The organism is Micromonospora sp. WMMD558, from assembly GCF_049315255.1.
Lineage (GTDB): Bacteria > Actinomycetota > Actinomycetes > Mycobacteriales > Micromonosporaceae > Micromonospora.
The window spans coordinates 4,054,355-4,079,762 of sequence record NZ_CP186061.1; the positions used below are offsets into that span (position 1 = coordinate 4,054,355).

General features: G+C 73.4%; 21 protein-coding genes and 1 riboswitch. Of the genes, 7 read left to right on the plus strand and 14 right to left on the minus strand.

Annotated features, from left to right (window positions below; all coding sequences use genetic code 11):
* Positions 1-9 precede the first annotated feature (9 nt).
* From ACN26Y_RS19360 to ACN26Y_RS19375, 4 genes are all read left to right on the plus strand, one after another.
* On the plus strand, positions 10-747 hold the full coding sequence (locus ACN26Y_RS19360) for a YqjF family protein (RefSeq protein ID WP_155331639.1): 738 nt from the start codon (positions 10-12) through the stop codon (positions 745-747).
* Between the two features lie 103 nt (positions 748-850).
* Positions 851-1,010, plus strand: a riboswitch (cobalamin riboswitch).
* A 32-nt stretch (positions 1,011-1,042) separates the two neighbouring features.
* Positions 1,043-1,261 (plus strand): CbtB domain-containing protein, encoded by a 219-nt coding sequence (locus ACN26Y_RS19365; RefSeq protein WP_155331640.1) that lies wholly within the window; start codon positions 1,043-1,045, stop codon positions 1,259-1,261.
* A 17-nt stretch (positions 1,262-1,278) separates the two neighbouring features.
* On the plus strand, positions 1,279-2,028 hold the full coding sequence (locus ACN26Y_RS19370; protein WP_155331641.1) for a CbtA family protein: 750 nt from the start codon (positions 1,279-1,281) through the stop codon (positions 2,026-2,028).
* A 66-nt stretch (positions 2,029-2,094) separates the two neighbouring features.
* The gene (locus tag ACN26Y_RS19375) at positions 2,095-2,853 is read left to right on the plus strand and encodes a (2Fe-2S)-binding protein (protein ID WP_422733199.1); all 759 of its coding nucleotides are present in this window, start codon (positions 2,095-2,097) and stop codon (positions 2,851-2,853) included.
* Positions 2,854-2,879: 26 nt separating this feature from the next.
* Here ACN26Y_RS19375 and ACN26Y_RS19380 read toward each other — a convergent pair whose 3' ends face one another.
* The 11 genes from ACN26Y_RS19380 to ACN26Y_RS19430 all read right to left on the minus strand — a co-directional run bounded on the left by ACN26Y_RS19380 (position 2,880) and on the right by ACN26Y_RS19430 (position 17,396).
* Positions 2,880-4,025 carry an alanine racemase gene (locus ACN26Y_RS19380; protein WP_422733200.1) on the minus strand — a complete coding sequence of 382 codons (1,146 nt, stop codon included), beginning with the start codon at positions 4,023-4,025 and terminating at the stop codon, positions 2,880-2,882.
* A complete protein-coding gene (locus ACN26Y_RS19385) occupies positions 4,022-5,620 on the minus strand; it encodes an IucA/IucC family protein (protein ID WP_422733201.1) in 1,599 nt (532 codons plus the stop codon). The genes ACN26Y_RS19380 and ACN26Y_RS19385 overlap by 4 nt, the downstream gene beginning before the upstream one ends.
* Positions 5,617-7,236: an IucA/IucC family protein gene (locus ACN26Y_RS19390; RefSeq protein ID WP_422733202.1), complete on the minus strand. Its 1,620-nt coding sequence runs from the start codon at positions 7,234-7,236 to the stop codon at positions 5,617-5,619. The genes ACN26Y_RS19385 and ACN26Y_RS19390 overlap by 4 nt, the downstream gene beginning before the upstream one ends.
* Positions 7,233-8,402, minus strand: a complete 1,170-nt coding sequence (locus tag ACN26Y_RS19395; protein WP_422733203.1) for an ATP-grasp domain-containing protein — start codon at positions 8,400-8,402, stop codon at positions 7,233-7,235. Before ACN26Y_RS19395 ends, ACN26Y_RS19390 begins: the two co-directional genes overlap by 4 nt.
* Before the next feature lie 95 nt (positions 8,403-8,497).
* Positions 8,498-10,117 (minus strand): MFS transporter, encoded by a 1,620-nt coding sequence (locus tag ACN26Y_RS19400; protein WP_422733204.1) that lies wholly within the window; start codon positions 10,115-10,117, stop codon positions 8,498-8,500.
* Positions 10,114-11,898: an IucA/IucC family protein gene (locus tag ACN26Y_RS19405; RefSeq protein WP_422733205.1), complete on the minus strand. Its 1,785-nt coding sequence runs from the start codon at positions 11,896-11,898 to the stop codon at positions 10,114-10,116. The genes ACN26Y_RS19400 and ACN26Y_RS19405 overlap by 4 nt, the downstream gene beginning before the upstream one ends.
* Positions 11,895-12,464, minus strand: coding sequence for a GNAT family N-acetyltransferase (locus ACN26Y_RS19410; RefSeq protein ID WP_422733206.1), 570 nt, complete (start codon positions 12,462-12,464; stop codon positions 11,895-11,897). The genes ACN26Y_RS19405 and ACN26Y_RS19410 overlap by 4 nt, the downstream gene beginning before the upstream one ends.
* Positions 12,461-13,750, minus strand: a complete 1,290-nt coding sequence (locus tag ACN26Y_RS19415) for a lysine N(6)-hydroxylase/L-ornithine N(5)-oxygenase family protein (protein ID WP_155331649.1) — start codon at positions 13,748-13,750, stop codon at positions 12,461-12,463. Before ACN26Y_RS19415 ends, ACN26Y_RS19410 begins: the two co-directional genes overlap by 4 nt.
* 20 nt (positions 13,751-13,770) lie before the next feature.
* Complete coding sequence (locus tag ACN26Y_RS19420) at positions 13,771-15,327, minus strand: pyridoxal phosphate-dependent decarboxylase family protein (RefSeq protein ID WP_155331650.1); 1,557 nt, start codon at positions 15,325-15,327, stop codon at positions 13,771-13,773.
* Positions 15,328-15,429: 102 nt separating this feature from the next.
* Positions 15,430-16,689: an MFS transporter gene (locus ACN26Y_RS19425; RefSeq protein ID WP_422733207.1), complete on the minus strand. Its 1,260-nt coding sequence runs from the start codon at positions 16,687-16,689 to the stop codon at positions 15,430-15,432.
* Entirely contained in the window at positions 16,686-17,396 is a 711-nt protein-coding gene (locus tag ACN26Y_RS19430; protein WP_422733208.1) for a siderophore-interacting protein, read from the minus strand. Before ACN26Y_RS19430 ends, ACN26Y_RS19425 begins: the two co-directional genes overlap by 4 nt.
* 204 nt (positions 17,397-17,600) lie before the next feature.
* Here ACN26Y_RS19430 and ACN26Y_RS19435 point away from each other — a divergent pair, with 204 nt between their 5' ends.
* Both ACN26Y_RS19435 and ACN26Y_RS19440 read left to right on the plus strand, forming a co-directional pair.
* Positions 17,601-18,161, plus strand: a complete 561-nt coding sequence (locus ACN26Y_RS19435) for a GNAT family N-acetyltransferase (protein WP_155331653.1) — start codon at positions 17,601-17,603, stop codon at positions 18,159-18,161.
* Between the two features lie 142 nt (positions 18,162-18,303).
* Positions 18,304-19,362 (plus strand): S8 family serine peptidase, encoded by a 1,059-nt coding sequence (locus ACN26Y_RS19440; protein WP_422733209.1) that lies wholly within the window; start codon positions 18,304-18,306, stop codon positions 19,360-19,362.
* 35 nt (positions 19,363-19,397) lie between these two features.
* Here the strand turns inward: ACN26Y_RS19440 and ACN26Y_RS19445 are convergent, their stop codons facing one another.
* Together ACN26Y_RS19445 and ACN26Y_RS19450 are read right to left on the minus strand one after the other, a co-directional pair.
* Complete coding sequence (locus ACN26Y_RS19445; RefSeq protein WP_422733210.1) at positions 19,398-20,429, minus strand: glycosyltransferase family 2 protein; 1,032 nt, start codon at positions 20,427-20,429, stop codon at positions 19,398-19,400.
* Positions 20,430-20,477: 48 nt separating this feature from the next.
* Complete coding sequence (locus ACN26Y_RS19450) at positions 20,478-22,259, minus strand: hypothetical protein (RefSeq protein WP_422733211.1); 1,782 nt, start codon at positions 22,257-22,259, stop codon at positions 20,478-20,480.
* A gap of 253 nt (positions 22,260-22,512) precedes the next feature.
* Between ACN26Y_RS19450 and ACN26Y_RS19455 the strand changes: the two genes are divergently transcribed.
* A complete protein-coding gene (locus tag ACN26Y_RS19455; protein ID WP_196255629.1) occupies positions 22,513-23,889 on the plus strand; it encodes an FAD-dependent oxidoreductase in 1,377 nt (458 codons plus the stop codon).
* Between the two features lie 79 nt (positions 23,890-23,968).
* Here ACN26Y_RS19455 and ACN26Y_RS19460 read toward each other — a convergent pair whose 3' ends face one another.
* Positions 23,969-25,306, minus strand: coding sequence for a carbohydrate-binding protein (locus ACN26Y_RS19460; protein WP_422733212.1), 1,338 nt, complete (start codon positions 25,304-25,306; stop codon positions 23,969-23,971).
* Positions 25,307-25,408 lie beyond the last annotated feature (102 nt).

Genomic DNA, 25,408 nt, shown 5'->3' on the forward strand with positions numbered 1-25,408 from the left:
GATGGACGTGTGCACATCGAGCCGGTCGACTGCGCGCCCGAGCAGGCGTTTCCGCGAGCGATCCTGCGGCAGCGCTGGGACGATCTCACCTTCCTGCACTGGGCGGTCGCACCGGATCTGGTGGCGCCCCTGCTGCCGCCCGGCACCCGACCGGACATGATGGACGGTTCGACCTACGTCGGTCTGATCGGCTTCCGCATGGTGGGGCTGGGCCTGGGCCGAGGGCCGGGGGTGCCGTACTTCGGCACCTTCTGGGAGACCAACGTGCGGCTGTACTCGGTCGACGACACCGGCCGGCGTGCCGTGGTGTTCCGCTCGCTCGACGCGTCCCGGTTGGTTCCGGTGCTGGTCGCCCGGGCGACACTGCGGCTGCCGTACCTCTGGTCGGCGATGCGCCTGGACCGCGATGGTGACCGTCTCACGTACCGGCTCCGGCGCCGCTGGCCCGGTCCGGCCGGCACGACGAGCCGGATGGCGGTCCGGGTGGGCGAGCGGGTCGTCGACCCGACCCCGCTGGAGCACTTCGTCACCGCCCGGTGGGGTCTGCACACCCGGGCGTGGGGCCGCACCCTGCACCTGCCGAACTGGCACCCCCGCTGGCCGTTGCACCGGGCCGAGCTGCTGCATCTGGACGACGAGCTGGTCACCGCCGCCGGGCTTCCGCCGCCGACGGCGCATCCGGTCAGCGTGCTCTACTCGCCGGGTGTCCCGGTCCGGTTCGGCCCACCGGTCGGCCTGCGGAGCTGACCGTCACGGCCCCGCCGGGTCGGCGCCGGCCGTCGGCTCCGCGTGGGCGAGGAGAGCGGCCAGCTCGGCGGGGGAGTGGGGTCGGGCCCTCGGCGGTCGGCGAGGCCACAGTTGACATTGTGGCGTCGCCGACCGTAGCGTCCGGGGCGACGATGTGTGCGGAAGCCGGTGCAATTCCGGCACGGTCGCGCCACTGTGACCGCGTCCACCCGGTAGGCAAGGGGTGACGCGGAAGTCAGACCCGCCACCGTCACTGGAACCCGTTGTGGGACGCGTGATCCCGAGGAGGTTGCCCGTGTCCAGCCCGTCTTCCGCCCTGCCCCGCCCGGTCACCCCGCCCGTCGCCATTCCGTGGCGTGAGCTGCAGCCGTGGCTGCTCTTCGGCACGGTGCTGGCCCTCGTGCTGCTCTACTTCGTCGGCACCGAGCAGGGTGTCTTCCAGGTGGTCAGCGGTGCGAACGTGCACGAGTTCGTGCACGACGGCCGTCACCTGCTCGGCTTCCCCTGCCACTGACGGGCGGGTCCGAAACCATGCTGTCACCCCGCGCCCTGCTCGTCCGCGGCATGCTCGCCGGCCTCGCCGCCGGACTCCTGGCATTCGTGTTCGCCTACTTCGTCGGTGAAGGTCCGATCGACCAGGCGATCGCATTCGAGGAGGCCAACGCCGCACCGGAGCCGGCCGTGGCCGGCGAGCCGGAGGGCATCAGCCGGACGGTGCAGAGCACCGTCGGCCTGCTCACCGCGTCGCTCATCTACGCCGTCGCCCTCGGCGGGATCTTCGCGATGGTGTTCGCCGCCGCCTACGGGCGGATCGGTCGGTTCGGCCCGCGGGCGACCGCGGTGCTGGTCGCGCTCACCGGGTTCGTGGTGGTCGCGCTGGTGCCGTGGCTCAAGTACCCGGCCAACCCGCCGGCGACCGGCGACCCCGACACCATCGGTCGACGCACCTCGCTGTTCTTCCTGATGATGGTGATCGCGCTCGCCGGGGTGGCGCTCGGCGGATACCTCGGCCGAGCGCAGGTCGCCCGGCTCGGCACCTGGAACGCGGGCCTCGTCGGAGCCGGCGCGTTCGTCCTGGTCGTCGGGCTCGCGCTGGCGCTGCTGCCCTCGATCGAGGAGGTCCCGGAAGGCTTCTCGCCGATCCTGCTCTGGAACTTCCGGCTGGCGTCGCTGGGCACCCAACTCGTCGTGTGGACGACGCTCGGTCTGGTCTTCGGCCTGATGGCCGAGCGGGGCGCACGCCTGTCGCGGCAGCCGGTGCCCGTGGCCGCCGGCCGGTAGGTGGCAGCGCCGCCGCGACCGCCGTCCGAACCACGCGACGCCCGGCAGGCGCTGGCGGCGGCCTCCGTGCTGGGCCCCTTCTTCGCCTGGTCCCCGTGGTCCGACCGGGCGGGCTGGCGGCCACTGACCGAGCTGCTCGACGGCGACGTCCTCGCCGAGCGGGTGGACGCGGCGGCCACCACGCTGCGTACGCGGTGCGATCTGCCGGCGGACGCCGTACCGGTGCGCGTCGTCGCGTCGGTCACCTTCCTGGGCCTGGCGGCGCGGCTGGTGTCCCCGCCGCTCGGGGCGGCTGTCGTGGGTGGTGCCCTGCCGCTCGCGGGCTCGGAAGACCTCTGGTGGCGTCCACCCACAGCCGGGCCCTGGCCGCTCGCGCACGGCCCGCTCGACGTGCTGCCCACCGGTGACCTGGACGATCGTTCGGTCTCGGCGGCGCTGGTCGAGACCGCGGCGCAGGGCCCGGTGCGGCTGCTGCTGGACGCATTCCGAGCCCGGTTCCGACTGTCACCGCAGGTCCTGTGGGGCAACGTCGCCTCCGCCCTGGCGGGCGCTGCCGGGGTGCTCGCCGATGCCGCGCCGGCGCACGCCGAGCGGGCCGGCGCGGTCCTGGCGGGGGCGCTGGAGCTGCCGCCGCTTGCCGGCACCGGCACCCTGGTCCGGCCGGATCCGAACCGGGTCCGGTGGTTCCTGGTGCGGCGAAACTGCTGCCTCTACTACCGCATTCCGGGCGGCGGAACGTGCGGTGACTGCGTGTTGACGTCCCCGGCTCAGCGGTGGCGGCACTGGCGGTCGGTACTGGCCGGGCCGGCGAAGCCGCCGGCGTGAGCCGCTGAGGCTCACCGGCGGCCCGGTCAGGACCGGGACGGTCGGGCGGCCCACTCGGCGGCCACCCGGTGCGGGTCGCCGGTCCGGAACTCCGGCGGCTCGTGCAGCAGGAAGTCCCGGTGGCTGATGTTCCAGGCGTACGCCCCGGCCATGGCGAAGACCAGCACGTCCCCCACACCGATCGGCCCCGCCGTGGTCGACCGGGACAGGACGTCCCTGGGGGTGCAGAGCTGCCCGACCACGGTGACCGGCCCGCCGTCGGTGCGGGCACCGTCGGCGTCCCGCCGACGGTGCACCGTGAACGGTTGCGGATGCCCCTTCGCCGCGGGCGTGCGCAGGTGGTGCGTGCCGCCCTCCACCACCACGAACCACTCGCCGTGCGAGCGCTTCACGTCGACCACCTCGGCGAGGTACGCCCCGCAGTAGGCGGTCACCGACCGCCCCGGCTCGACGCGCAGCCGCAGCCGCGGGTGTGCGTCGAGGACGTCCGCCAGCGCCCGGCTGTAGCCCACCCAGTCGAACCGTGCCGCCGGGTCGGCGTAGTCGACGGCCATGCCGCCGCCCACGTCGACCTCCGCGGCCCCCACCTCGGCGACCGACCAGCGGACCACGGCGGCGGCGACCGCCCCGGCGAGCGCGGCGTCCAGCCCGCTGGCCAGGTGGGCGTGGACGCCCCGCACCTCGACGCCGGTGGGCGGACGGCGGACGCACTCCACCGCGTCGGCCGGGTCCATCCCGAACGGGCTGGGCCCGCCGCCCATGACCAGGCTCGCCCCGGGGGCGGCCACCGGGAGGTTCACCCGGAGCAGCACCCGGGCGGACGTGCCCGCCGCGGCGGCCAGCGCGCCGAGGCGGCGCAGCTCGGCCGGCGACTCGACGTGGACGCGGTCCACCCCGGCGGCCAGGGCGGCGGCGAGGTCCTCGTCGGTCTTGCCGGGCCCGGCGTACGCGGCCGGCACCAGTCCGGGCAGCACCTCGGCCATCCGCCGCAGCTCGCCGCGGCTGGCCGTCTCGAACCCGTCGACGACCGGAGCGAGGGTCCGCAGCACACCCGGGTCCGGGTTCGCCTTGACGGCGTACAGCAGCTCGACCCGGCGCGGCAGGGCGGCCCGGACGGACCGGACGTGCGCGGCCAGCCCGTCGAGGTCGTGCACGTACACCGGCCGGGTCACCGCGGTCCACCGAACGGGTTCGGCACCGGCACGAACGGCGCGGCGCGGTCGGCGTCGCGCCGCCACCGGACCAGGAGGTTCGCCTTGGCCACCAGTGGCTCGCCGCGCAGCAGCGCACGCAGTTCGGGAGGATCGCCGAGGTCGGCGGCCACCGCCTCGACCACCGCACCGACCTCCCGCCACAGCAGCGGCTCGATGCCCGGCCGCGCGTCGGCGAGCGCGCCGCAGATCCCGGCCAGGTGGTTGACGAACAGGCAGTAGACGACGCGGCGGCGGGCGTCCCGGGGCCCATACGCGGCCTGCGACGGGACGCCGGCGGGCCAGCCGGCCCACCGGCTCGTGTCCAGCTTGACCCCCTCCAGGTCGCGCAGCAGCATCCGCACCGGGCGGCGTTCGGCGTCGAGCACCGCGACCACGTTCTGCAGGTGCGCCTCGTGCACGACGCCGTGCCGGAGCCAGCTGCGCAGCACCGCCGGCACCAGCAGCCCGACGTACGCCCGCCACCAGGTCACCGGGTCCGCCACCGGGAGCGGCGTGGCGGCCAGCGCCGCCGCCAGCAACGGGGTGTCCCCCGGCTCCAGGTGGGGGCGCAGGCCGGTGCGCAGGATCGTGCCGTACGCCTCGTCGGCGTCCGGAGCGTCGACCGTGCGATAGGCGGGCTCGGCGAGCAGCGCGACCCCGGGCGGCATGGGCAGGCGGGACAGCAGCTCGGTCAGGGCGACCGCTCCGGTGAGCTCGTACCGCGCGTTCTTGCGCAGGCAGTTGGTGATCCGCACGTGCAGGCTGGCCTTGACGAACAGGTCGGCCTCGGGGGCGTAGAGGGTGCGGACGCTCGCCGTCGGGCGTACCGGGACGCCGGCCGGGCCCAGCCGGCGGACCCGGGGATGTGCCGGCGGAACCAGCGCCAGCTGCCAGGGATGTACGGGCAGCACCCGGTGCCCGGCCGGCGGGCGCGGGGGGTCGAGGCCCGCCAGCAGCGCATCGAACGGCCCGGCGCCCGCGACCAGGTCGTCCGGCACCGCGAGCCAGTGCAGCCGGAACGCGGAGCGAAGCTCCGGCGCGTACGCCCGCCAGCTGTCCGGGTCGCCGCTGCGCCACTTGGGGGCGGGATGGTACGGGTGGCCGAAGAGCAGCGACTGTTCGGATTCCACGTACGCGTCGACGGCGGGCTCCCCGGTGGGGGTGGGATCCCGGTCCGGCCGATCGGCCAGCAGCCGGGTCACCGCGTCCCGGCTGGCCCGCACCTGCCGGACGAACTCGTCGTTCGTCCGGCCGGTGCGGGCGGTGAGTTCCGCGGCGACCAGCCCGGCCAGCCGGCCCGCGTCCACGTCCGTCCACCGGTCGCCGCCGAGCCGCAGCTGCACCGGGCCGGCGTAGCGGTGCGCGCCGAGCGGTGACACCCGGGCGGTGGCGCAGCGCAGCGTCGCGTCGGAGTTCCGTAGCCGCAGCACCACCGCGCCCCCGCCCACGGTCACGTCGCCGTCGGGCAGGGCGATCTCGCGTACCAGGCAGCCGAGGACGGCGTGGGCGGCGGCCAGGTCGGCGCGCCGGTCGGTGTCGAGGCACTGCCCAGGTCGCGACACCGTGTCCGTCATGGCGTCTCCCGCAGGTAGTTCGGGCCGGTACGCCGGTAGTACTTGTTGACGTCGGCGCAGCCGAGCCGCTGCTTCGGTAACAGGGTGCCGGCGGTGAGCATCGCCTTGACCGGAAGTCGGGCGGCGCGTAACACCCGCTCGGTGAAGAACCGTGCCGCCGGCCCGTCGCCCCAGCGGTCGCGGGCCGCCGCCAGCCTCGGTGCCAGCGCGGCGGCCGGCGACGGTACGGGCAGCCCGCGCGCGGCGAGGGCGAGCAGGGGTGCCGCCGCGGCCAGGTGCAGGGTGATGGTGATGAACACGTCGGCCAGCTCCTGCGGATCGCGTGCCCACATCCGCCCGTCCCGCAGCGGTGGTCCGTCGGGCCCGCGATGGCGCGGGTCCAGCCGCGCGCCGTCGTTGTCCTTGTAGAGCAGGCCGACCGTCCCGTCCGGATGCACCAGCAGGTGAATGTTCTGCGGGTGGGCCTCGAGGGCCACCCCGTACCGTAGCCAGAGGCACACGTGCCAGTCGAGCAGCAGGTCCAGGTAGGACTCCACGACTGCCACCGGCTCGCCGAGCCGTTCGAGCACGGTGCCCGCCTGCGGATCGGGCGCGGCGAGGGCCGCGACCGGCACCACCCGGACCCCGGCCAGGTCGCGCGGGAAGCGGCGGAGCAGGAAGCTGAGCCGCTCGTCGCCGCCCGCGGCACCGTAGGTGCCCTCGTCGGCGTGCCGGATCCGGCCGGCGAAGGCCGGTTCCGCGCCGGCGATCCGGTCGAGCAGCCCGGCGACCGCCGCGCCGTCGGCGAGAGTGTCGGGATGCAGGGTCCGTCGGTTCCGCGCGCCGAGGGTCGCGGTCGGCAGCGGCAGCTTCAGATGGGTGTACGGGTCCTGCGCGAGCGCCACGGTCCGCATGGAGAGGGTGGGCCGTACGGTGATCGCCGGCCGGTCGGTCGCCGGCAGCCGGTAGCGTTCCGCGGTGAGCGGGTGCACCGGCATCAGCACTCGGTCGGGCCGCCGCGCCGGCGGCCACCAGTCGGGCAGGTCGCCGGTGAGCCGCACCGCCCCGGCGCGGGCGGCGTACCAGCGCAGGGTGAAGCGGGGTGCGTGTTCGGGGGCGTAGCGGTGTAGTTCTTCGTCACCGAGCCCGTGCCGGCAGCGGTCGGTGGGGTAGACCGGATGGCCGGCGTACGCGGCGAGCACGTCGTCGAGCAGCGCCGCCGGCATGCCGGCGGGGGTTGCCGCGCGTTCGGCCGCGACGGCGGCGAGCACCCGCCGCCGGGCCCCGGCGGCGAGCCGGCGGGCCGCGAGGTCGGCCCGGCACTCGACGGTGAACGCCGCCCAGCCGGATTCGGCCTCCGGGTCGTCCGGCGGGGCGAGCAGTGCCAGGAGACCGTCCACGGTGTCCACGTCGCGGACGGTCCCCTCGGCGAGGACGTGCAGCACGGGCGCGGCGCTGCGGAGGGCCTGCTGGAAACCGTCCGCGCGGACCGGGATGCGCAGCAGCCCGGCCGGGTGCCGCACCGCCCACCAGCCGGGGCCGTCCTGTCGGCCGCGGCTGGACAGGCCGAGGTGGTCCTCGCGCAGCAGGGCGTCGAGCACCCGGCGGAAAACCTGCCGTTCGCTGTCGTCGGTCATGCGACGATCGTCCACCGCAGGCCGCGTCGGAAGGCGGCCAGCGCGGTCCGGACGGTCTCCCGGTCGGGGCCGATGGCGTGCAGCGCCGCGAGGTAGTCGCGGTTGGTGCCGGTGCGGTCGGCGGTCCGGCCCACTTCGCGCAGGGGCCGGCAGGCCAGCCGGACGCCGTCCCGGACGGTGTCCAGCCGGCCGGGAGCGGCGGTGAGCCGGCCGGACCGGTCGGCGCAGACGTACTCGACGCGGGCGTGCCGGGCGACCGCGGCCGGTACGGGCAGGTCGAGGGCGGTCAGCGGCTCAGCGAGGTGCAGCCGGATGACGTGTTCGAACAGCGGCACGCCGAGCAGTTCGGCGAGGATCAGGTCCATCCGGTCGCCGATCAGGCGGTAGTTCACCTCGATCAGCCGCACTCGGCCGTCCTGGACGACGTACTCGGTGTGGCAGGCGCCGAAGCGTACGCCGAGCACGTCGAGCCGGGCCCGTAGCTCGACGTCGTCCCGTTCCGCCGGGGGAGACCAGTCGAGGGTCGTCTCGGTGAACGTCGGTGGCGGGCCGAGGCCGGTGTGCCACCCGCCGAGGACGGCGAGGCCGGCGGCGTCGCCGAGGGTGTCGTACGTCCGCAGCTCACCGGCCAGGTACTCCTCGACCACCAGCGCGACCTCGGGCCGGCGGCGGCGGATCCCGTCGATCCGCGCGGCCAGCTCGCCGGGGTCGGTCACCAGATAGGCGTCCTCGCTCGCGACGCCGTCGCGGGGCTTGACCACGGCGGGGAACATCGCCTCCGGCACGTCGGGTGCCGTGCCGGGGTCGACGGCGACGGCGCGGACCAGGTCGAGCCCGGCGGCGGCGACAGCCCGGCGGGCCGCGGCCTTGTCCTTGCAGAGCCGGGCGGCGTCGGGGTCCTTGCCGGGCAGGCCGAGCTTGCGGGCGGCGATCGCGGTCGGTTCCTGGAGGTGATCGCTGTTGGACAGCAGCGCCGCGGGTCGGACCGCCGCCGTGACGACGGCGGCCGCGTCGCGGACGGCGCACCGGGCAACCGGTGTGCCGGCGGGCCACTGCTCGGGCCGGTCGGTCAGCACGGTGACCGGCAGTCCGAGTGAGGCGGCCGCCGGGAGGAATCCTTCCAGGACGGCGTCGGTGGGGTTGAGCGCGGTGAGGTACAGCCGCATCCCGCCTCCGTCGACTGGCCGATCATGCTGGTTAGGGCAGCCTACCCTAATGTTCCTGGTCTGCGAGCTTCTGTCGGGTGTGTCCCGGTCAGCCGTCAGCCGTCAGCCGCCGGCACGACGCCCGACGGCGCGACGCCCGACGGCGCGACGGGTGGCGGCGCGACGGCGTGGTCGGGCGAGCCGGACCGCTCCGCCCGGCGCAGCAGTCCGGCGGCGACCAGGCCGCCGACCAGGACGGCGGCGGCGCCCACCGTCTGGCCGGTCTCCAGCGCGGCGGCGAAGGCGACGGTGACGGCTTCACGGTCCGCACCGGAGCCGGCGGCGGCGAGGGCCGCCGGGAACGATCCGGCGCCGACCAGCGCGGCCGGCAGCAGGGCGGTGAACCGGGCGTTCAGCACGGCGCCCAGCACGGCGATGCCGAGGCTGCTCCCGACCTCGGTCATGGTGCCGTCGACACCGGCCCCGGCGCCGGCCTTCTGTGCCGGGATGGCGCTCATCACCGCCTCGACGATCGCCGGGTTCGCCAGCGCGCAGCCCGTACCCATGACGAGCAGCCCACCGAGCAGCACCGCGTAGCCGTCGGCGGGGGCGTGGGTGACGAGCAGGAGACCGGCCGCGAGCAGCGTCATGCCGACCGCGATGGCGGCCGGCAACCCGAGCCGACGGATCGCCACCGCGGCGGCGCCGGTGACGTTGAGCAGCACGATGGACAGCGCGAACGGCGCCATCCGCAGACCCGCCTCCCAGGCGGGGTAGCCGCGGACGAACTGCAGGTGCTGGGTGAGCAGGAACAGCGCGCCGGTGGCACCGAAGGTGATCAGGACGACCCCGGAGATCGCGCCGACGAAGCGGCGGTCCCGGAAGAAGTGCATGTCGAGCATCGGGTCGGGGACCCGCCGCTCCCAGTGGACGAAGAGCCCCAGCAGGAGCACGCCGGCAGCGCCCGCGCCGAGCACCTCGGCCGATGCCCACCCCCGCTCCGGTCCGGAGATGATCGACCAGACGACCGCGGTCAGGCCGGCGGTGGACAGCACCACCCCACCCACGTCGAGCCGTCCGCCGGCCGGACCCCGCGACTCGGGTATCAGCACCCGGCCGACGAGAAGGCAGACCAGCACGATCGGGATGTTCATCAGGAAGATGGCACCCCAGGGCAGGTGCGCGAGCACGGCGCCGCCGATCGGTGGCCCGGCCGCGAAACCCAGCGCGCTGGTGGCCGCCCAGATGCCGATCGCGCGGGACCGCTCGGCTGCGTCGAAGACCTGCATCGCGACCGCGAGGGTGGCGGTGACCAGCAGGGCGCCGCCGACACCCATGCCCGCGCGGGCGGCGATCAACTGGCTGCCGGAACCGGCGAGCCCGGCGGCGAGCGAGCCGAGGCCGAACAGGACAAGCCCGGCGAGCAGCATCCGGCGCCGCCCGTACCGGTCGGCGGCGCTGCCGGCGCTGAGCAGCAACCCGGACAGCACCAGCGCGTACGCGTTGATGATCCACTGCACGTCGGCGGTGCTGGCACCCAGCTCGGTGGTGAGCACCGGCACCGCCACGGTCAGGACCGTGTTGTCCAGCACCACGACGAGTTGGGCCAGACAGAGCACGGCCAGGATCAGCCACCGGGTGGGGGACCGGGGTGGCGCGTCGCCCGACGGGCCGGCGGCCGGTCCGGCGTGGTTCGCCGGGCCGGCCGCCGCGGCGGCCACCGAATCGGCGTTCATCGGGTCGGCGCGAAGGGGGCGAGCGGGTTGGCCAGGGTGCCGGCGAACTGGAGCGCGGCCGACGGGTCGGCCAGGTCGACCATCTGCTGGTTGTTGCGCAGCTGGAGCCGGTTGAGGCAGGACAGCGTGAACTCCTCGGCGAACAGGTCGTGGCGGCGCAGCCGGTCGGCCAGGTGCGGGACGCTGTCGGCGTAGTCGAGCGCGCACTCGGCGACCGTCCGCCAGAAGTCCTCCTCGACGATGGTCCCGTCGGTGTCCAGGATGGCGGCGAGGTGGCGGAGGAAGCAGTCGAAGACGTCGGTGAAGATGGACAGGATCTTCTCGTCCTCCGGGATGGTGGCCCGGATCCGGCGTACCGGCTCCGGCAGGTCCGCCTCCGGGTTCATCACCACGATCTCCTCGGCGATGTCCTTGAAGACCACCCGTTCGACCGCGCCGTCGCGCAGGACGAGGATGACGTTCTCGCCGTGCGGCATGAAGGCCAGGTCGTACGCGTAGAGGCTGTGCAGCAGCGGCACCAGGTAGGCATCCAGGTAGCGGCGCAGCCACACCGTCGGCGCCAGCCCGGACTCGGCGACCAGCGCGGCGGCGAGCGAGCGGCCGTCACGGTCGACGTGCAGGAGCGAGGCCATGGTGGCGAGCCGGCGGCCGGGCTCCAGGCCGGCGACCGGGCTCTCCCGCCAGAGCGCGGCCAGCATCTTCCGGTACGGGGAGTAGCGGTCGGTGGCGGCCTCGTACTGGCGGTGCCGGTAACCGACCGCGGCCCGCTCCCGAATGATCGACAGCCGGGTCCGCTTGAGTACGGGGTCGTTGTCGATCAGGTCGGCGAGCCAGTCGTTGATGGCCGGCGTCGCCTCCATGTACGCGGCGGACAGGCCGCGCATGAAGCCCATGTTCAGGACCGACAGCGCGGTCTTGACGTAGTGCCTCGTCGGCTCCGTGACGTTGAAGAACGTGCGGATCGACTGCTGGGCGAGGTACTCGTCCGGTCCCTCGCCCAGGCAGACCAGCCGGCGGCGGGCGACCTCGCCGGCGAAGGTGACCGCCAGCTTGTTCCACCACTGCCACGGGTGCACCGGGATGAGCAGGTAGTCGGCCGGGTCCAGGCCGAGGCCGGTGAGGGCACCCGCGAAGCGGTCGACCGTGTCGGCGTCCAGCTCGGCCCGCACCAGCGTGTCGTAGTCCAGGTCGGCCGCGCAGGTGAAGGTGGTGTGGTCGCGGTGGGCGGCCAGCCACAGCAGCCGGACGGGCGCCGCGGCCTCCGGGGCGTAGCGGTGGTACTCGTGCACCCCGAACCCGATGCGGCCGTTGTTGGCCACGAAGCACGGGTGCCCCTCGGTCATGCCGGTCTCCACGGCCTGGAAGTCCGCCCGGGCGAGTTCGGCGGCGCTCACCGGGGGCTTGCCGAGCTTGTACGCGGTGCCGGCGAGCGTGGAGGTGATCTCCTCCAGGTACACCGGCAGGATCGCGTCGGTGAGGCCGAGCGCGTCGCGCAGGTCGAGACAGAGGTCGACGGCGTCCAGCGGCAGCTCGTCGCCGTCGCGGTGCCGGCTGATGCTGTCGGCGTCGACCTGCCAGTGGTCGAGGGCGAGGCGCCGGGCGGCGAACCGGTACGCCACCGTGCCGTCGTCGCTGCGGACCACCCACCGCCCGGCGCCGGCCGGCTCGGGGGTGATGAGACGTTCGTGGGCGAACTCGGCGAGTGCCTTGCGCACCAGCAGCCGGTTGGCCGTGGCCCAGGCGTCGGGGGTCAGATGGTCCACGGATGCGGTGGCCTTCACGCGGGCACCCCTCCTCGGGTCGCGGCCAGGAACTGCTCGCGGGTGCAGACGCTGAGCAGGGCCTCCTTCTCGGGCTTGCGGATCGGGCCCACGACGGTGAAGCCCACGGCGGCGTTGAGCGCGTGCACCGCGGTGTTGCGGACATCGGGCTCGACGACGACCCGCCGGGCCGCCGGGTCGGCGAAGAGCCAGGCCATGACGGTCGTGATCACCGCGCGGGTGAAGCCGCTCACCGGGGTGTCGGTGGGGGCGCAGAGGAAGTGCATGCCGACGTCGCCGTCCGCGGCGTCGTACCGGCCGACGAGCTCGACCCGGGCGGGGTCGTACCGTTCGGCGAGGAAGGCGGGGGCGCCGCGCCACAGACCCAGGTACGCCTCGTGGTGCGGGTGGGCGGCGATCCTCCGGTACTCCTCGGCGACCGCCGCCACGTCGGCGTCCTGCATCAGCCAGAACGCGGCCTTGGGATGGGTGACCCAGCCGTGCAGCAGCGCCGCGTCGGCGTCGGCGTCGAGGGGGCGCAGCGCGAACTCCCCGAGCCGGTCGTCGTGCCGTGTGAACACGGTCATGACATCGCCCCCGCGGGCGCACCGAACTCCTGGAAGGCGATGGCCTTCTCGATCGGGTAGTGCTCGCGGCCGGTCAGCTCGCGGATGATCCACGAGTTGCGGTACGGGCCCATGCCGAGGTCGGGCGACGTGATGCTGTGGGTGTGGGTGCCCGCGTTCTGGAGGAAGACGCGGCCGGTGTGGTCGATGCTGTAGTTGCGGGCGACGTCGAAGCGGCCGTGGGAGTCCCAGCGGAGCCGGTCGCGGACCGGCTCCAGGAACTCGGGGACCCGGTAGTGGTAGCCGGTGGCCAGGACCAGGCCCTCGGTGTCCAGGGTGAAGTCCCGCCCCTGCTCGACGTTGCGCAGACCCAGGTGGTACCGGCCGGTCGAGGCGTCGTGGGCGGCGCTGGTCAGCTCGGTGTTGGTCAGCAGGCGGGTCCGCACCGGGCCGTCGAGGCTGCGGGCGTAGAGCAGGTCGTAGATGTCGTTGATCAGGTCGGAGTTGATCCCCTTGAACAGGCCCTTCTGGTCGGACTCCAGCCGGTAGCGGGTCTGCTCCGGCAGGGCGTGGAAGTAGTCCACGTAGTCCGGTGAGGTCATCTCCAGGGTGAGCTTGGTGTACTCCAGCGGGAAGAACCGGGGCGACCGGGTGACCCAGTTGAGCTGGTAGCCGTACGTGTCGATGTCGGTGAGCAGGTCGTGGTAGATCTCGGCGGCGCTCTGCCCGCTGCCGACGACCGTGATGCTCCGCTTGGCCCGCAGCGCGTCCCGGCTGTCGAGGTACCGGGAGTTGTGGATCAGGTCGCCGCCGAGACCCGCGCAGGCGTCCGGAACGTACGGCGGGGTTCCGGTGCCGAGCACCAGGTGGCGGGCCCGGTAGGTGGCGGTGCCGTCGGCCGTGTCGGCGTGCACCACGTAGCGGTCGTCGGCCTCGTCGTACTCCACGGCGGTGACGGTGTGCCCGAACCGCAGGTTCGGCAGCTTCGCGGCGGCCCACCGGCAGTAGTCGTTGTACTCGGCGCGCAGGGGGAAGAAGCTCTCCCGGATGTAGAACGGGTAGAGTCGCCCGCTCTCCTTCAGGTAGTTGAGGAAGGAGTACGGCGAGGTCGGGTCGGCGAGGGTGACCAGATCGGCCATGAACGGCGTCTGCAGCCGGGTCGACTCGAGCAGCATCCCGGGATGCCAGTCGAAGCCGTCCCGGGTCTCCAGGAACACCCCGTCGAGGTCGTCGATCGGTGCGGTGAGGCAGGCCAGGCCCAGGTTGTACGGGCCCAGCCCGATGGCGATGAAGTCGTGGGTCGACATCGGGTCTCCAAGCGCGGGTGTCAGCCGACCGGGCAGGACAGTTCGGCGGCGGCCGTGGTCTGCGCGTACCAGGCGGCGTGGTCGGCGATGAGGTCGAGAACGTGGGCGATGTCGTCCACGCTGGTTTCGGGGTTGAGCAGGGTGAACTTCAGGTAGTGGGCACCGTCCACCTTGGTGCCGGCGACCAGGGCCGCGCCGGAGGCGGCCAGGGCGTCCCGGGCGTGCAGGTTGGCGTCGTCGACGAGGCCCGGCCCGGCCCCGGGCGGGACGTAGCGGAAGACCACGGTGCTCAACTGCGACCGGGCTGCCACTTCGAAGCGGGGATCGGCGTCCAGCAGCCGCCACGCCTCGGCCGCGAGGTCGACGACCTGGTCGAAGAGCGCCCCGATGGCGTCCGGCCCCATGATCCGCAGGGTCAGCCAGAGCTTGCACGCGTCGAAGCGGCGGGTGGTCTGGATGCTCTTGTCGACCTGGTTGGGGATGCCCTGCTCGACCGCGCGGGCCGGGTTGAGGTAGTCGGCGTGCCAGGTGGCGTGGCGCAGCACCCGGCCGTCACGCACGAGCAGGGCGCTGGAGCTGACCGGCTGGAAGAACGACTTGTGGTAGTCGACCGTCACCGAGTCGGCCCGCTCGATGCCGTCGAGGAGGTGCCGGCGGGTGGGGGAGACCAGGAGCCCGCACCCGTACGCGGCGTCGACGTGCAGCCACACACCGGCCGCCGTGCAGATGTCGGCGATCTCCGGCAGCGGGTCGATGGTGCCGAAGTCGGTGGTGCCGGCGGTGGCGACGACCGCCATCACCACCAGGTCCTCCCGCCGGCAGCGGTCGATGGTCCGGGCCAGCTCGTCGGTGCGCATCCGGCGCCCGGCGTCGGTGGGGACGGTGAGCACCGCGTCCGCGCCCAGGCCGAGCAGCTTGGCGGCCTTCTGCACGCTGAAGTGACCGGCGGCGGAGGTGATGATCCGCAGGCGGGCCAGCACCTCCGTGCGGGCCGGGCGGGCGGTGGCGCCGCCCACCACCCGCCGGTACGCCTCCTCGCGGGCCAGCAGCATCGCCTGGAGGTTCGACTGGGTGCCACCACTGGTGAACACGCCGTCGGCGGCGGCGCCGAGGCCGATCCGCCCCGTCGTCCACTCGATCAGCCGCCGCTCCATCAGCGTCGCGCCGGCACTCTGGTCCCAGGTGTCCAGTGAGGAGTTCACGGCGCTGAGGACGGCCTCGCCGAGCAGCGCCGGGATCACCACCGGGCAGTTGAGGTGTGCCAGGTAGCGCGGGTGGTGGAACCACACCGCGTCCCGCAGCCAGACGTCGTGCAGTTCGTCGAGGGCGGCGTCGGTGTCGTGCAGCGGCCGGTCCAGGTCGATGCCGGCGATCAGGGGAGCCAGCGTGTCCGGCGTGACGCCGGTGAACGGCCGGTCCGCGCCGGCCACCCGGTCGGCCACCCGGTCCATGCCCTGGGTCAGCGCGCGTCGGTAGTGCGCGACCGATCCGGCGTTGAACAGGTGGGCCCGAGCGGCGGACAGGTCCGGCCCCGCCCCGGTCGGCGAGCTGTCGAGCGTGCTTCCGGTCAGGCTCATGCAGGTCCTCAGCGGTCAAAGTGGACACAGGTGCGGCGACTGGCGCCGCCCAAGGTTAGGTTAGCCTAACCTAAGTCGAGATCAAGGTGGTGGGGGCGAGGTTCACGCCACAATCGCCGGGTCGCCCACCGTCGACGGCTCGCCGGGCGTCCCCGGCGTGGAAGCGGGCGGGCGCCGGAACCGCCGCTGGTGCGCGAGGCCGAGAGCGACGCCGGCCGCCACCAGCACGATGGACGCGACCGCCACCGCCGGGTAGCCGAACCCGCCGGCGGCCGCGAGACCCGCGGAGGCCGCCACGAACGAGCAGACCAGCCCGAACGACGACAGCACGGTGAAGTCGGTGCCGCCCGTCCCCGGCCGCGAATAGTCCATGTTGACCGTGTAGAGCACGACGTTGGCGATGGTGTACGCCGCCAGGAAGAAGCAGAGGGCGGCGACCGTCCCGGCCAGCGGCACGTGACCGTTCATCAGCGGGAGCAGCAGCACCGTCGACAGCGCCAGGGCCACCCCGCCGGCCACCAGCACGCCGCCACGCCCGAACCGCGCGATCCCGACTCCCGCCAGCAGGCCGGCGACGATGGCGGGCACGCTGGTCACCACACCGGTCACCACGCCGATCCGGCCCAGCGACCAGCCGGCGTCCACCAGTGCGGGCGTGATCAGGGCGTACGCCATGCCCGCGCCGACGTAGACCAGCGGTACCACGCCGAAGGTCCACCACCGGCATCCGGGCTGGCCGAACACCGACAGCAGCGCCCGGTACGCCGTGCCGACCCCGGCCACCCGGTCGGTGCGGGCCGGCTCCCGGAACCGCCACACCACCAGCAGCCCGACCGCGGTCAGGACGGCCAGGAGACCGACCGCCGACACCCACCCGAACCGGTCGTAGACCAGCACACAGGCGCCGCCCCCGAGCAGGTTGCCCAGGTAGCTCGCGGCCACCTGGATGCCGTTTCCGGTGCCCCGGGCCGACTCGCTCAACAGCCGGACGGCGACCGCGTCCACCGCGATGTCCTGCGTGGCGGAGAAGAAGACGAACGCGGCGCAGATCGCGACGACCGGGCCGAGTTGCTCGGCGGGACGGGAGAACGGCAGCAGCGCCAGCAGTGCCAGCACCAGCGCCGCCTGGAGTACCAGCAGCCAGGACCGGTAGTGGCCCCGGTGCCGGGACCCGTAGCGGTCGAGGATCGGCGCCCAGAGGAACTTGACCGGCCAGATCAGGCCGACGATCTGGAGCAGCGCCAGGGTTTCCAGCGACGTGCCGCCGTCGCGCAGGATGGCGGTCAAGCCGACCGTGATGAACCCGATGCCGAGGTACTGCGTGACGTACAGCGCGGTCAGGGTGCCGAGACGCCCGGTCACGTGGCTCGCCAGTAGCCGAGGGAGGTGACCTGGTGCTTGCCGACGCCCAGGGATCGCCGGATGTGCCGGGTGATGGTGCGCGTGCTGGCCGCCTCGCACGCCACCCAGTAGTGGGCCGAGTCGCTGGCGGGCAGGGCGGCGCAGACTGCGTCGACCAGGTGCTGCCCGGCCTCCCGCCGGGGCAGCCAGGTGACGTCGTGATGCGCCCGGGCGCGCGGCGCGAGTGCCTTCTCGCCCTCGTGGGCGTACTCCAGCCAGACCGTCGCGGGGATGTCGGAGCCGGCGTCGAGCAGGCTGTTCACCGCGGGCAGGGAGGCCGCGTCGCCGATCAGGTAGAGGTGCTCGGGCGCCGGCTCCGGCAGGCTGAACGCGGTGCCCTGCACGGTCGCGTCGATGGTGTCCCCGACCTGCGCGGTGGTGGCCCACCGGGCCGCGCAGCCGTCGTGGATGGCGAACTCGAGGCTGAACCGACCGGTGGCCGGGTCGGGGTCCACCAGCGTGTACGCGCGCTGGTGCGCCCGGCCGTCGTTGTCGAACCAGAGCCGGATCCACATCGTGGGGTGGACGCCGCAGGCGTCCAGCAGGCCGCCACCGTCGAGGAGCAGCCGCTGGTAGTGCCCGTCGATCGACTCCGAACCCAGCACGGTCAGCCGAAAGTCCCGGCCTCCCATGGCCTTCAGGACCAGGGCCTCCCAGTTCCGTTTCACGCACCCCTCCAGGTAAGGTCAACCTCAGTTAGGGCAGGTTAGCCTAAGTTGAGTGATCGACGGAAGGCGCGTGTCACCCACCGCGACGCGCAGCGATGTCGAGCCAGGTCGATGGCGATGTGCGCGGAGTCGCCGCCGCGGGCCGGCGACCGACCGGCACCCACGGCCTGGCCCGTTCGCACCCGTAGCTAAGGACAGCGCGCCATGACATACCAGGAGAAGATCGCCGGTCTCGGCGAGTTGTCGCTCGTGACCCTGGAGCCCGACCGGGACGCCGAACTGGTGCACGGCTGGGTCACCCAGCCCCGCAACTCGTTCTGGGGGATGGGAACGCACACCCTCGACCAGGTGCGCGAGATCTACGCGTTCGTCGACAGCCTGCCGACGCACCACGCGTACCTGATCATGGTCGACGACGAGCCGGTCGGGCTGTTCCAGACCTACCAGCCGGAGGCGGACCCGGTCGGCGAGCGCTACCCGGTCCAGCCCGGCGACGTCGGGATGCACCTGCTCCTCAACCCGGGCCGCCGCTACGCCCGTGGCCTGACCACCGCCGTCGGCCCGGCGCTCGCCCGGTTCCTGTTCCGTGATCCGGCCGCGCAGCGGATCGTCGTGGAGCCGGACATCCGCAACCAGGTCGCCCTGCGCCGGTTGGCGGCCGAGGGGTTCACCTTCGGCTCCGAGGTCGACATGCCGGACAAGCGTGCCCAGCTGGCCTTCCTGACCCGCGCCCGCTTCGAGGCGGACCACCCCGTCCCGGCCTGACCCGCCGGTCAGGGGCGTCGGTGCGCGGCCCGGCGGGGAGCGTCCCGAACGGGCCGCACGGCGGCATCCGTCGTGGCTGTTGCGTCTCGCGCGTGATCTCCGATTCATAGATGACGTGCTGTCGCATCTGAGGAGACGTCTCATGCCGATCGCCCGGTTACTCGCCGGCACCGCGGTGGCCACCGTGCTCGTGGCCGCCGCCGCCACCCCCGCGAGCGGGACAGTCAACGATCCGTTGTACGACAAGCAGTGGGGTCTGCGGCAGATCCACGCCGAACAGGCCTGGCGGACCAGCACCGGCGCGGGTGTGGTGATCGCGGTCGTCGACACCGGCGTCGACCTCGGGCACCCCGACCTGAGCTCCAAGCTGGTGCCCGGCGCCACGTTCATCGACTGCGGCCCGGCCCCGTGCGGCGACGGCGACTGGCGCGGTCCCGACGGCGCGCCCGACGCCTCGGACGAGCACGGTACCCACGTGGCGGGCATCGCCGCCGCGGCCGCCGGCAACGGGGTCGGCATCGCGGGAGCCGCCCCCGGCGCGAAGATCATGCCGATCAAGGTGCTGGCGGCGGGCAGTGGCAGCTTCGCCGACATCGCCGCCGGCATCCGGTACGCGGTCGACCACGGCGCCAAGGTGGTCAACCTCAGTCTCGGCGCGCTGCCCGGCACCCAGGCCCTCACCCTGACCGGGCTCGAGTCGGCGGCGACCGAGGCGATCGCGTACGCCCGGACGAAGGGGGTCGCCGTCATCGCCGCCGCCGGCAACGAGACGTCACCGCTGTGCGCGACCCCGGCCTGGGAGGCGGGCGCGCTCTGCGTCACCGCCACCGACCGGAACGAGGTGAAGGCGGCCTACGCCAACCTGGGCGTGAAGCTCGACCTGAGGGCGGTCGCCGCACCGGGGGGCGCCGGCACGCTCGACTGCGACGACGACGTGTGGTCCACCGTCCCGAGGGGCACCGGCTCGGCCGGCTGCGGGCAGGGCGACTACGACGCGTACGCGGGCACGTCGATGGCCACGCCGTACGTGGCGGGTGTGGCGGCGCTGCTCTTCGCCCAGCAGCGCAGCCTCGACAACGTGTACTCGGTGCTGATGTCGACCGCCCGTACCCCACTGCTGGGGCTGCGCGGCGTCTACACGCCGCTGTACGGCTGGGGCGTCGTCGACGCCCAGGCCGCCGTCGCCGCACCCCGCACCTGACGGTCGCCGGCTGCCGGCCATCCGGGCACCCCGGCTCAGCCGATCTCCGGTTGAGCCGGGGCGTCGCCCGCCGGTGCGACCGGCAGGCCACCGACCACCGACTCGCCGGCGGCGCGACGGAGTGGACGCTGCCGGGAGAGGTCCTCGGTCTCCTGGACCAGGTAGTGGGGTCGGCGCTTGGTCTCGTAGTAGATCCGGCCGATGTACTCGCCGATCACGCCCAGGATCGTCATCTGGAGGCCGCCGAGACCGATCACGCTGACGATGATCGTGGTGTAGCCGGGGACGTCGATTCCCTTGCTGACGGCGTCCGCGACGACCCACGCCATGTACACCACCGCGATCAGCGTGAGGGACAGGCCGCCGTAGATGGCCAACCGGAGCGGCCGGTTGTTGAACGACAGCAGCCCGTCGAACGCGTAGTTGAACAGCGTGCCGAACGTCCACCTGCTCCGGCCCGCCCGCCGGGACTCGTTGCGGTGCGCGACCACCACCGTGCGGAAGCCGATCCAGGAGAACAGCCCCTTGGAGAACCGGTTGTACTCCGGCATCGCCAGCACCGCGTCCACCGCGAGCCGGGACAGCAGCCGGAAGTCGCCGGCCCCGTCCAGGAGCCGCACGTCGATCCACCAGTTGACCAGCCGGTAGAAGGAGCGCGAGGCCAGCATCCGCAGGAGCCGGTCGCCGTGCCGGTCCCGGCGGGCGATCACCTGGTCGAAACCCTGCCGGTACAACGCCACCATGTGCGGCAGCAACCGTGGCGGATGCTGCAGGTCGGCGTCAATGATGACGACCGCGTCCCCGCTGGCCCGCTCCAGGCCGGCCAGCATCGCCGCCTCCTTGCCGAAGTTCCGGCTCAGCGACGTGTAGCACACGGACGGGTCGGCGGCGGCGAGCCGGCGCAGCGCCGCGAGGGTGCCGTCCGCGCTGCCGTCGTCGACGTACACCATCTCGAGGTCCACGTCGGACAGTTCCGCGATCGCGGCGGTCACCGCCGCGTGCAGCCGTTCCACCGAGGCTTCCTCGTTGTAGCAGGGCACCACGACCGACAGGCGCACGTCCGTCACCCCGCCTGGCCCGAGGAGGCCCGGCCGCCGCGCGGCCCGGCACCGGGGTCACAGCTGATAGACCAGCACACCGTCGATGTCCTCCCGGGTGATGCCCAGCCCGTCGACCGGCCGGGACGCGATGCCCTCCCAGGGCGTCCCGGCGGCCCAGCCGGGCAGGGCCACCACGGACCGCACCCCGATGCTCCGCAGGTACGCCACGCTGCCCGGGTCGGGGAAGGCGGCCGTGGCGGCCCGGGTACGCGCCTGGGTGGCGGGCTCGAAACCGGCCAGCCCGTTCGTCACCCGGGGGAAGCCGTCGGTCGTCCACGCCATGTAGATCAGGTCGAGCGCGCCGCCGGCGGGCAGCACCAGCGCGGGCTCCGCCGCCGTACGCATCGCGGCCGGCGGCGGCGGCACCTCCGGATGCGGGGTCCGGTTGATTGCCTCCACGCCGACGAGGGCCAGCGGGGTCAGCAGGACCACCGGCGCCAGGAGCCGTGACCAGCGGGCCGACCATCGCCGCACCTCCCCGGCGAGCGCCGTCACCGCGCCCGCCGCCAGCACCGCCAGCAGCAGGCTCGTCCAGTGCATCATCCGGCCCGGCGTGCGCAGCGCGTCCCACCCGGGCAGGTGCTCGGACAGCGTCAGGTAGCCCGGATCTCCGTCGCCACCGAGGGTGGCGCCCAGGCCCAGCAGCACCGTGCCGAGCACGCCGAGCCCGACCGCGATCCGCCGCCGGGCCGGGTACACCGAGAGGAACAGCCCCGCCCCGGCCAGCCCGAGCAGGGTCATCCCGGGCAGCAACGCCATCTCCGGCGGCCAGGTCAACTGGTCCCGGGCGGCGGCGTGCCGCTCGCCCCAGAGCCACGAATCCGCCGGGGCGGTGACGAACCCGATCAGCGGTGGCGAGAAGTGCGTCGTCCAGTCCAGCGTCCGCTCGGCCTGCGGATTGAGGTTCACGACCCGCAGGTAGACGAGGCCCAGCAGCAGCGTCACCGACCCGAAGACGGCACCGCCGGCCAGGTCCGCGACCAGCAGCCGCCGGCCGAACGCCGGTCGTTGCCTCCGCCGCCACCACGACCAGCCGTACCCGCCGGCCGCGACCAGCACCCCGGCGAGCAGGAGGTACACCAGCGGCAGCCCGATGGCGAAGCCCAGGCTGACCTGCCAGGCGGCGACGAGCCACCCCGCCAGCGCCCAGCCCGGCCGTCGCCGTTCCGGCCGGTACCCGTGCCGCAGCGACCAGCCGTGGCCGCGGGCCAGCATCGCCAGGCACAACGCGATCCCACCGCTGGACAGGATGTTCAGGTGACCGGCGTGCGCGAGACGCCACGGCGCGAACGCCCACGCGAGCCCGGCGAGCGCCCCGCCCCACCGGCCCGCGCCGAGCTGGCGGACCAACGCGTACGCCCCGACGAACGCCAGCGCGTGCACCAGCACGTACATCACGTTGTAGCGGACCAGGGCGGCCTCGAAACCCGAGCCGAGCATCCCCGCCGGGGCGTACCCGAGCAGCGTGTCGCTGTACGCGTACGTGTACCGCTCGGGGAAGAACGTGTTCGAGTGCCACAGGCCGGACGGGTCGTGGAGCAGGGCGTGCCCGCCCCAGGCGAGCTGCCACGCCTGCAGGGTCGGGTCGGCGATGTCGCCGGGGACCGTGCTCGCCGGATGGCGCAGCGTCGGCCAGGTCAGCACGACCGCCAGCAGCAGCCCGCCGAGCACCGCCACCGTCCACTCGTGCCGCAGCCACCGCCAGCGGCCCCACCGGCCGGAGTCTGCGGTGGCGGGAACGTCGTCACGCCCGGCGATCGCGGTGGGTGGCAGCGCGTCGGTGGAACCGGTGGTCATGAAGATAGATGTTCCACGATGTGAGCCGTCTTGTCGATCCACATTCCGAGATTTGGGTCCGCCGACCAGGCGGGCCGCGACCTGCGCCGCGACTCGCACCGGACCACCTCGTGGACGGGTACGGGAAGTGCCCGACGATCGTGCGAGGATCGTCGGACGGCATGTGACCGGACCCGTGCCGCCGCTCCGCCCGCAACCGGCGGCGGGCAGCGCGGCGGCACGGCACCACACCTCGTCCCCTTTGGAGAGCACGATGTCCCTCTCGCCGGCCCGGGTGTTCGCCGCGCTGAGCGCGGTTCGACCGCCCGACCAGCCCTCGCCGGTAGTGAACAAGGCCGTGGTGATCGGCGGCAGTGTCGCCGGGCTGATGGCCGCCCGGGTTCTGTCCGATCACGCCGAGAGCGTCGTCATCATCGACCGTGACGACCTGCACGTGGCCGGCTGGCGGCCAGGCGTGCCGCAGGGGACGCAGTTGCACGCGCTGCTGCCCGGCGGCCTGCTCCAGTTCGAGCGGCTGTTTCCCGGATTTCGGGACCGGGCGATCGCGGAGGGCGCCGTAGAGGCTCCGCCCGTGGCGCGGCGGACCTACCTCGACGGCCGGCTGAAGGTCGTCGTACCCGACGAGGCCGACAGCCTGGCCGGCAGCCGGCCCCTCCTGGAAGGGCTGATTCGTCAGCAGGTGCTCCGACTGCCCAACGTCAAGACCGTCCGTGCCCGCGCCACGGGTCTCGTGTTCGACGGTGCCGTGACGACCGGGGTCCGCTGCGACGTCGGTGGCGCGTCCGGGGTCGAGAGCGGTGACTTCGTGGTGGACGCCATGGGGCGTTCGAGCCGGCTGTCCGGGTGGCTGGAGGAGGCCGGCTGGGACCGGCCCGTGACGCGGCGGATGACCGTGCACCTCAATTACGCGACGGCGCTGTTCCGACGTCGCGAGACGCACCCGGATCTCACGGTCGTCATGGCCCTGAACAGCCCGTGGGTCTCGGCGGACGTGGCCGGCGCGGCGTTCTTCGCGATCGAGGACGGCCGGTGGATGGCCATGATGGCCGGTTACGGGGACAACCGCCCCGGGCACACCGCCGAGGACTTCGTACGCCGGCTGCGGCAGCAGCTTCCACCGGAGTTCGGCGAGGTCGCCGGTTGCGAGATGCTCGGCGACGTGCGGACCTACCGCCATACCGACAGCCGGCGGCGCGAGTTCCACGCGCTGACGCGGTTCCCGGCCGGGCTCGTCAGCGTCGGCGACGCGGTCGCGTCGTTCAACCCGGTGTACGGGCAGGGGATGACCGCGGCGGCGCTGCACGCGGCCTGCCTCTCGATGTACCTGCGGTCGCACCCGGATCCGGCCGTGCCCGCACACCGGTTCTTCGCCCTGCAGAAGGTCGTCGTCGACGCCGCCTGGTCGCTGTCGACCTCCGCCGACCTGGCCCTGCCGCACGTCGACGGGCCCTACCCGCGCGGCTACCGGTTGTCCAGTTGGGTCAGCAGGCAGATCATCGACGCCACCGTCACGGACGTGGGGATCGCGCGGCGGTTCAACGAGGTCGTCTCCATGCGGGAGCACCCCGGGACGCTGGCCACACCGGGCCTGATTCTCGGTGCCCTGCGCGCCAAACTGCGCGCGCGTTGACCGGGGCGCCCGCTCGGCGGGCGCCGCGTCGGGCGGCTGCCGGGGTTCCGCGCGGAACCCGGCAGCCGCCCCCACCCGGTCAGCGGCCCTGGAGGGCCTTGACGTTGTCGCCGAACGTCCAGCCCTTCGAGCCGTCCCAGTTCAGTGACCAGGTCATCAAGCCCTTCAGGCCACCCCGGTAGGTGTTCCACGCCTGGGCCACCGTCGACGGGGCCATCCAGCCGCCACCGGCGCCGGGCTGTGCCGGCAGGCCGGGCACCTGCTTGTCGTACGGGACGCGGATGGTCGTGCCCTGGATCACCAGGCCGGCGTTGAGGCAGTCGGTCTGGGCGACGAAGCCCTGCACCGTGCCGGCCGGGTACGAGTCACCGGAGCAGCCGTACATGCTGCCGTTGTAGTACTGCATGTTCAGCCACCAGAGCCGGCCGTTGTCGGCGTACCGTTTGATGATCGGCAGGTACGCGCCCCAGATCGACCCGTAGGTCACGCTGCCGCCGGTGACGTACGCCGTCTCCGGCGCCATGGTGAGGCCGAAGGTGGGTGGCATCTGCGCGAGCACCCCGTCGATGATCCGGATCAGGTTCGCCTGCGATGTGGACAGTTGGGTGATGTTCCCGCTGCCGGTGAGACCGGTCTCGATGTCGATGTCGATGCCGTCGAAGTTGTACCGCTTGAGGATCGGCACGACGGTCGCGACGAACCGGTCGGCGACCGCCGCCGAGCTGAGGTCGATCCCGGCGGTGGCGCCGCCGATCGACATCAGGATGGTCAGGCCGGCGGCCTTGGCCCGGCACATCTCGGTGGGGGTGGGCACCCGCACCGTGGCGTCCATCCCGTCCTCCCACAGCACGGTGCCGTCGGCGCGGATCACCGGGAACGCCGCGTTGATGACGTTGTAGCCGTGCGCGGGGATGCGCGAATCGGTGATCGGGATCCAGCCCAGCGGCGGGTGGACGCCGTTCGCCGCGCCGTCCCAGTTCTCCCAGTAGCCCTGGAGCACCTTGCCGGCCGGCTTGGGCTTGCCGGCGCAGGTGTCGGGACCGGGCGGCGTGGGCGTTGCGGTCGGCGTGGGCGTGGGTCTGGGCGTGGCGGTGGGCGTCGGGGTGGGGGAGGGCGGTGGCGTACCGTCGCACGCCCCGAGGTCGGTCCAGAGCGACGGGGTGGCGGCCGGGTTCCAGCCGGCGCCGGGCGGTGGGGTGTGCGCCACCAGCGCCTGGTACGACCGGCCGGCGTAGGTCACCCGGCTGCCGACGGCGTAGCTGACCCCTTCCGCCCAGGCCGGTGCCGTGCAGGCGGCCAGCGTCGTGCTCGGCGCGTCCGTGGCCGCCGCTAAGCTGGCGGCCCGCGGCAGCGCCGCGACGGCGGCGACCAGCGCCGCGCCGGCAACAAGGGCGGGAATCGCCCGTCGAAGTCCCATGGCGTACCTCCTCATCGATTGATGGGAGGCTATCAATTAACTTTGTTAAAAGTTGGCGCGGCGTCCCGGTTCGGGTGCGAGTTTTGGCGGATGGCGTGACCG

Excerpts from the sequence above, each read along its gene's own strand:
- ACN26Y_RS19370 (WP_155331641.1), top strand. The coding sequence starts at position 1,279 with ATGCTGTCACCCCGCGCCCTGCTCGTCCGCGGCATGCTCGCCGGCCTC.
- ACN26Y_RS19385 (WP_422733201.1), bottom strand. The coding sequence starts at position 5,620 with ATGACGGACACGGTGTCGCGACCTGGGCAGTGCCTCGACACCGACCGG.
- ACN26Y_RS19390 (WP_422733202.1), bottom strand. The coding sequence starts at position 7,236 with ATGACCGACGACAGCGAACGGCAGGTTTTCCGCCGGGTGCTCGACGCC.
- ACN26Y_RS19395 (WP_422733203.1), bottom strand. The coding sequence starts at position 8,402 with ATGCGGCTGTACCTCACCGCGCTCAACCCCACCGACGCCGTCCTGGAA.
- ACN26Y_RS19400 (WP_422733204.1), bottom strand. The coding sequence starts at position 10,117 with ATGAACGCCGATTCGGTGGCCGCCGCGGCGGCCGGCCCGGCGAACCAC.
- ACN26Y_RS19410 (WP_422733206.1), bottom strand. The coding sequence starts at position 12,464 with ATGACCGTGTTCACACGGCACGACGACCGGCTCGGGGAGTTCGCGCTG.
- ACN26Y_RS19415 (WP_155331649.1), bottom strand. The coding sequence starts at position 13,750 with ATGTCGACCCACGACTTCATCGCCATCGGGCTGGGCCCGTACAACCTG.
- ACN26Y_RS19420 (WP_155331650.1), bottom strand. The coding sequence starts at position 15,327 with ATGAGCCTGACCGGAAGCACGCTCGACAGCTCGCCGACCGGGGCGGGG.
- ACN26Y_RS19435 (WP_155331653.1), top strand. The coding sequence starts at position 17,601 with ATGACATACCAGGAGAAGATCGCCGGTCTCGGCGAGTTGTCGCTCGTG.
- ACN26Y_RS19440 (WP_422733209.1), top strand. The coding sequence starts at position 18,304 with ATGCCGATCGCCCGGTTACTCGCCGGCACCGCGGTGGCCACCGTGCTC.
- ACN26Y_RS19450 (WP_422733211.1), bottom strand. The coding sequence starts at position 22,259 with ATGACCACCGGTTCCACCGACGCGCTGCCACCCACCGCGATCGCCGGG.
- ACN26Y_RS19455 (WP_196255629.1), top strand. The coding sequence starts at position 22,513 with ATGTCCCTCTCGCCGGCCCGGGTGTTCGCCGCGCTGAGCGCGGTTCGA.
- ACN26Y_RS19460 (WP_422733212.1), bottom strand. The coding sequence starts at position 25,306 with ATGGGACTTCGACGGGCGATTCCCGCCCTTGTTGCCGGCGCGGCGCTG.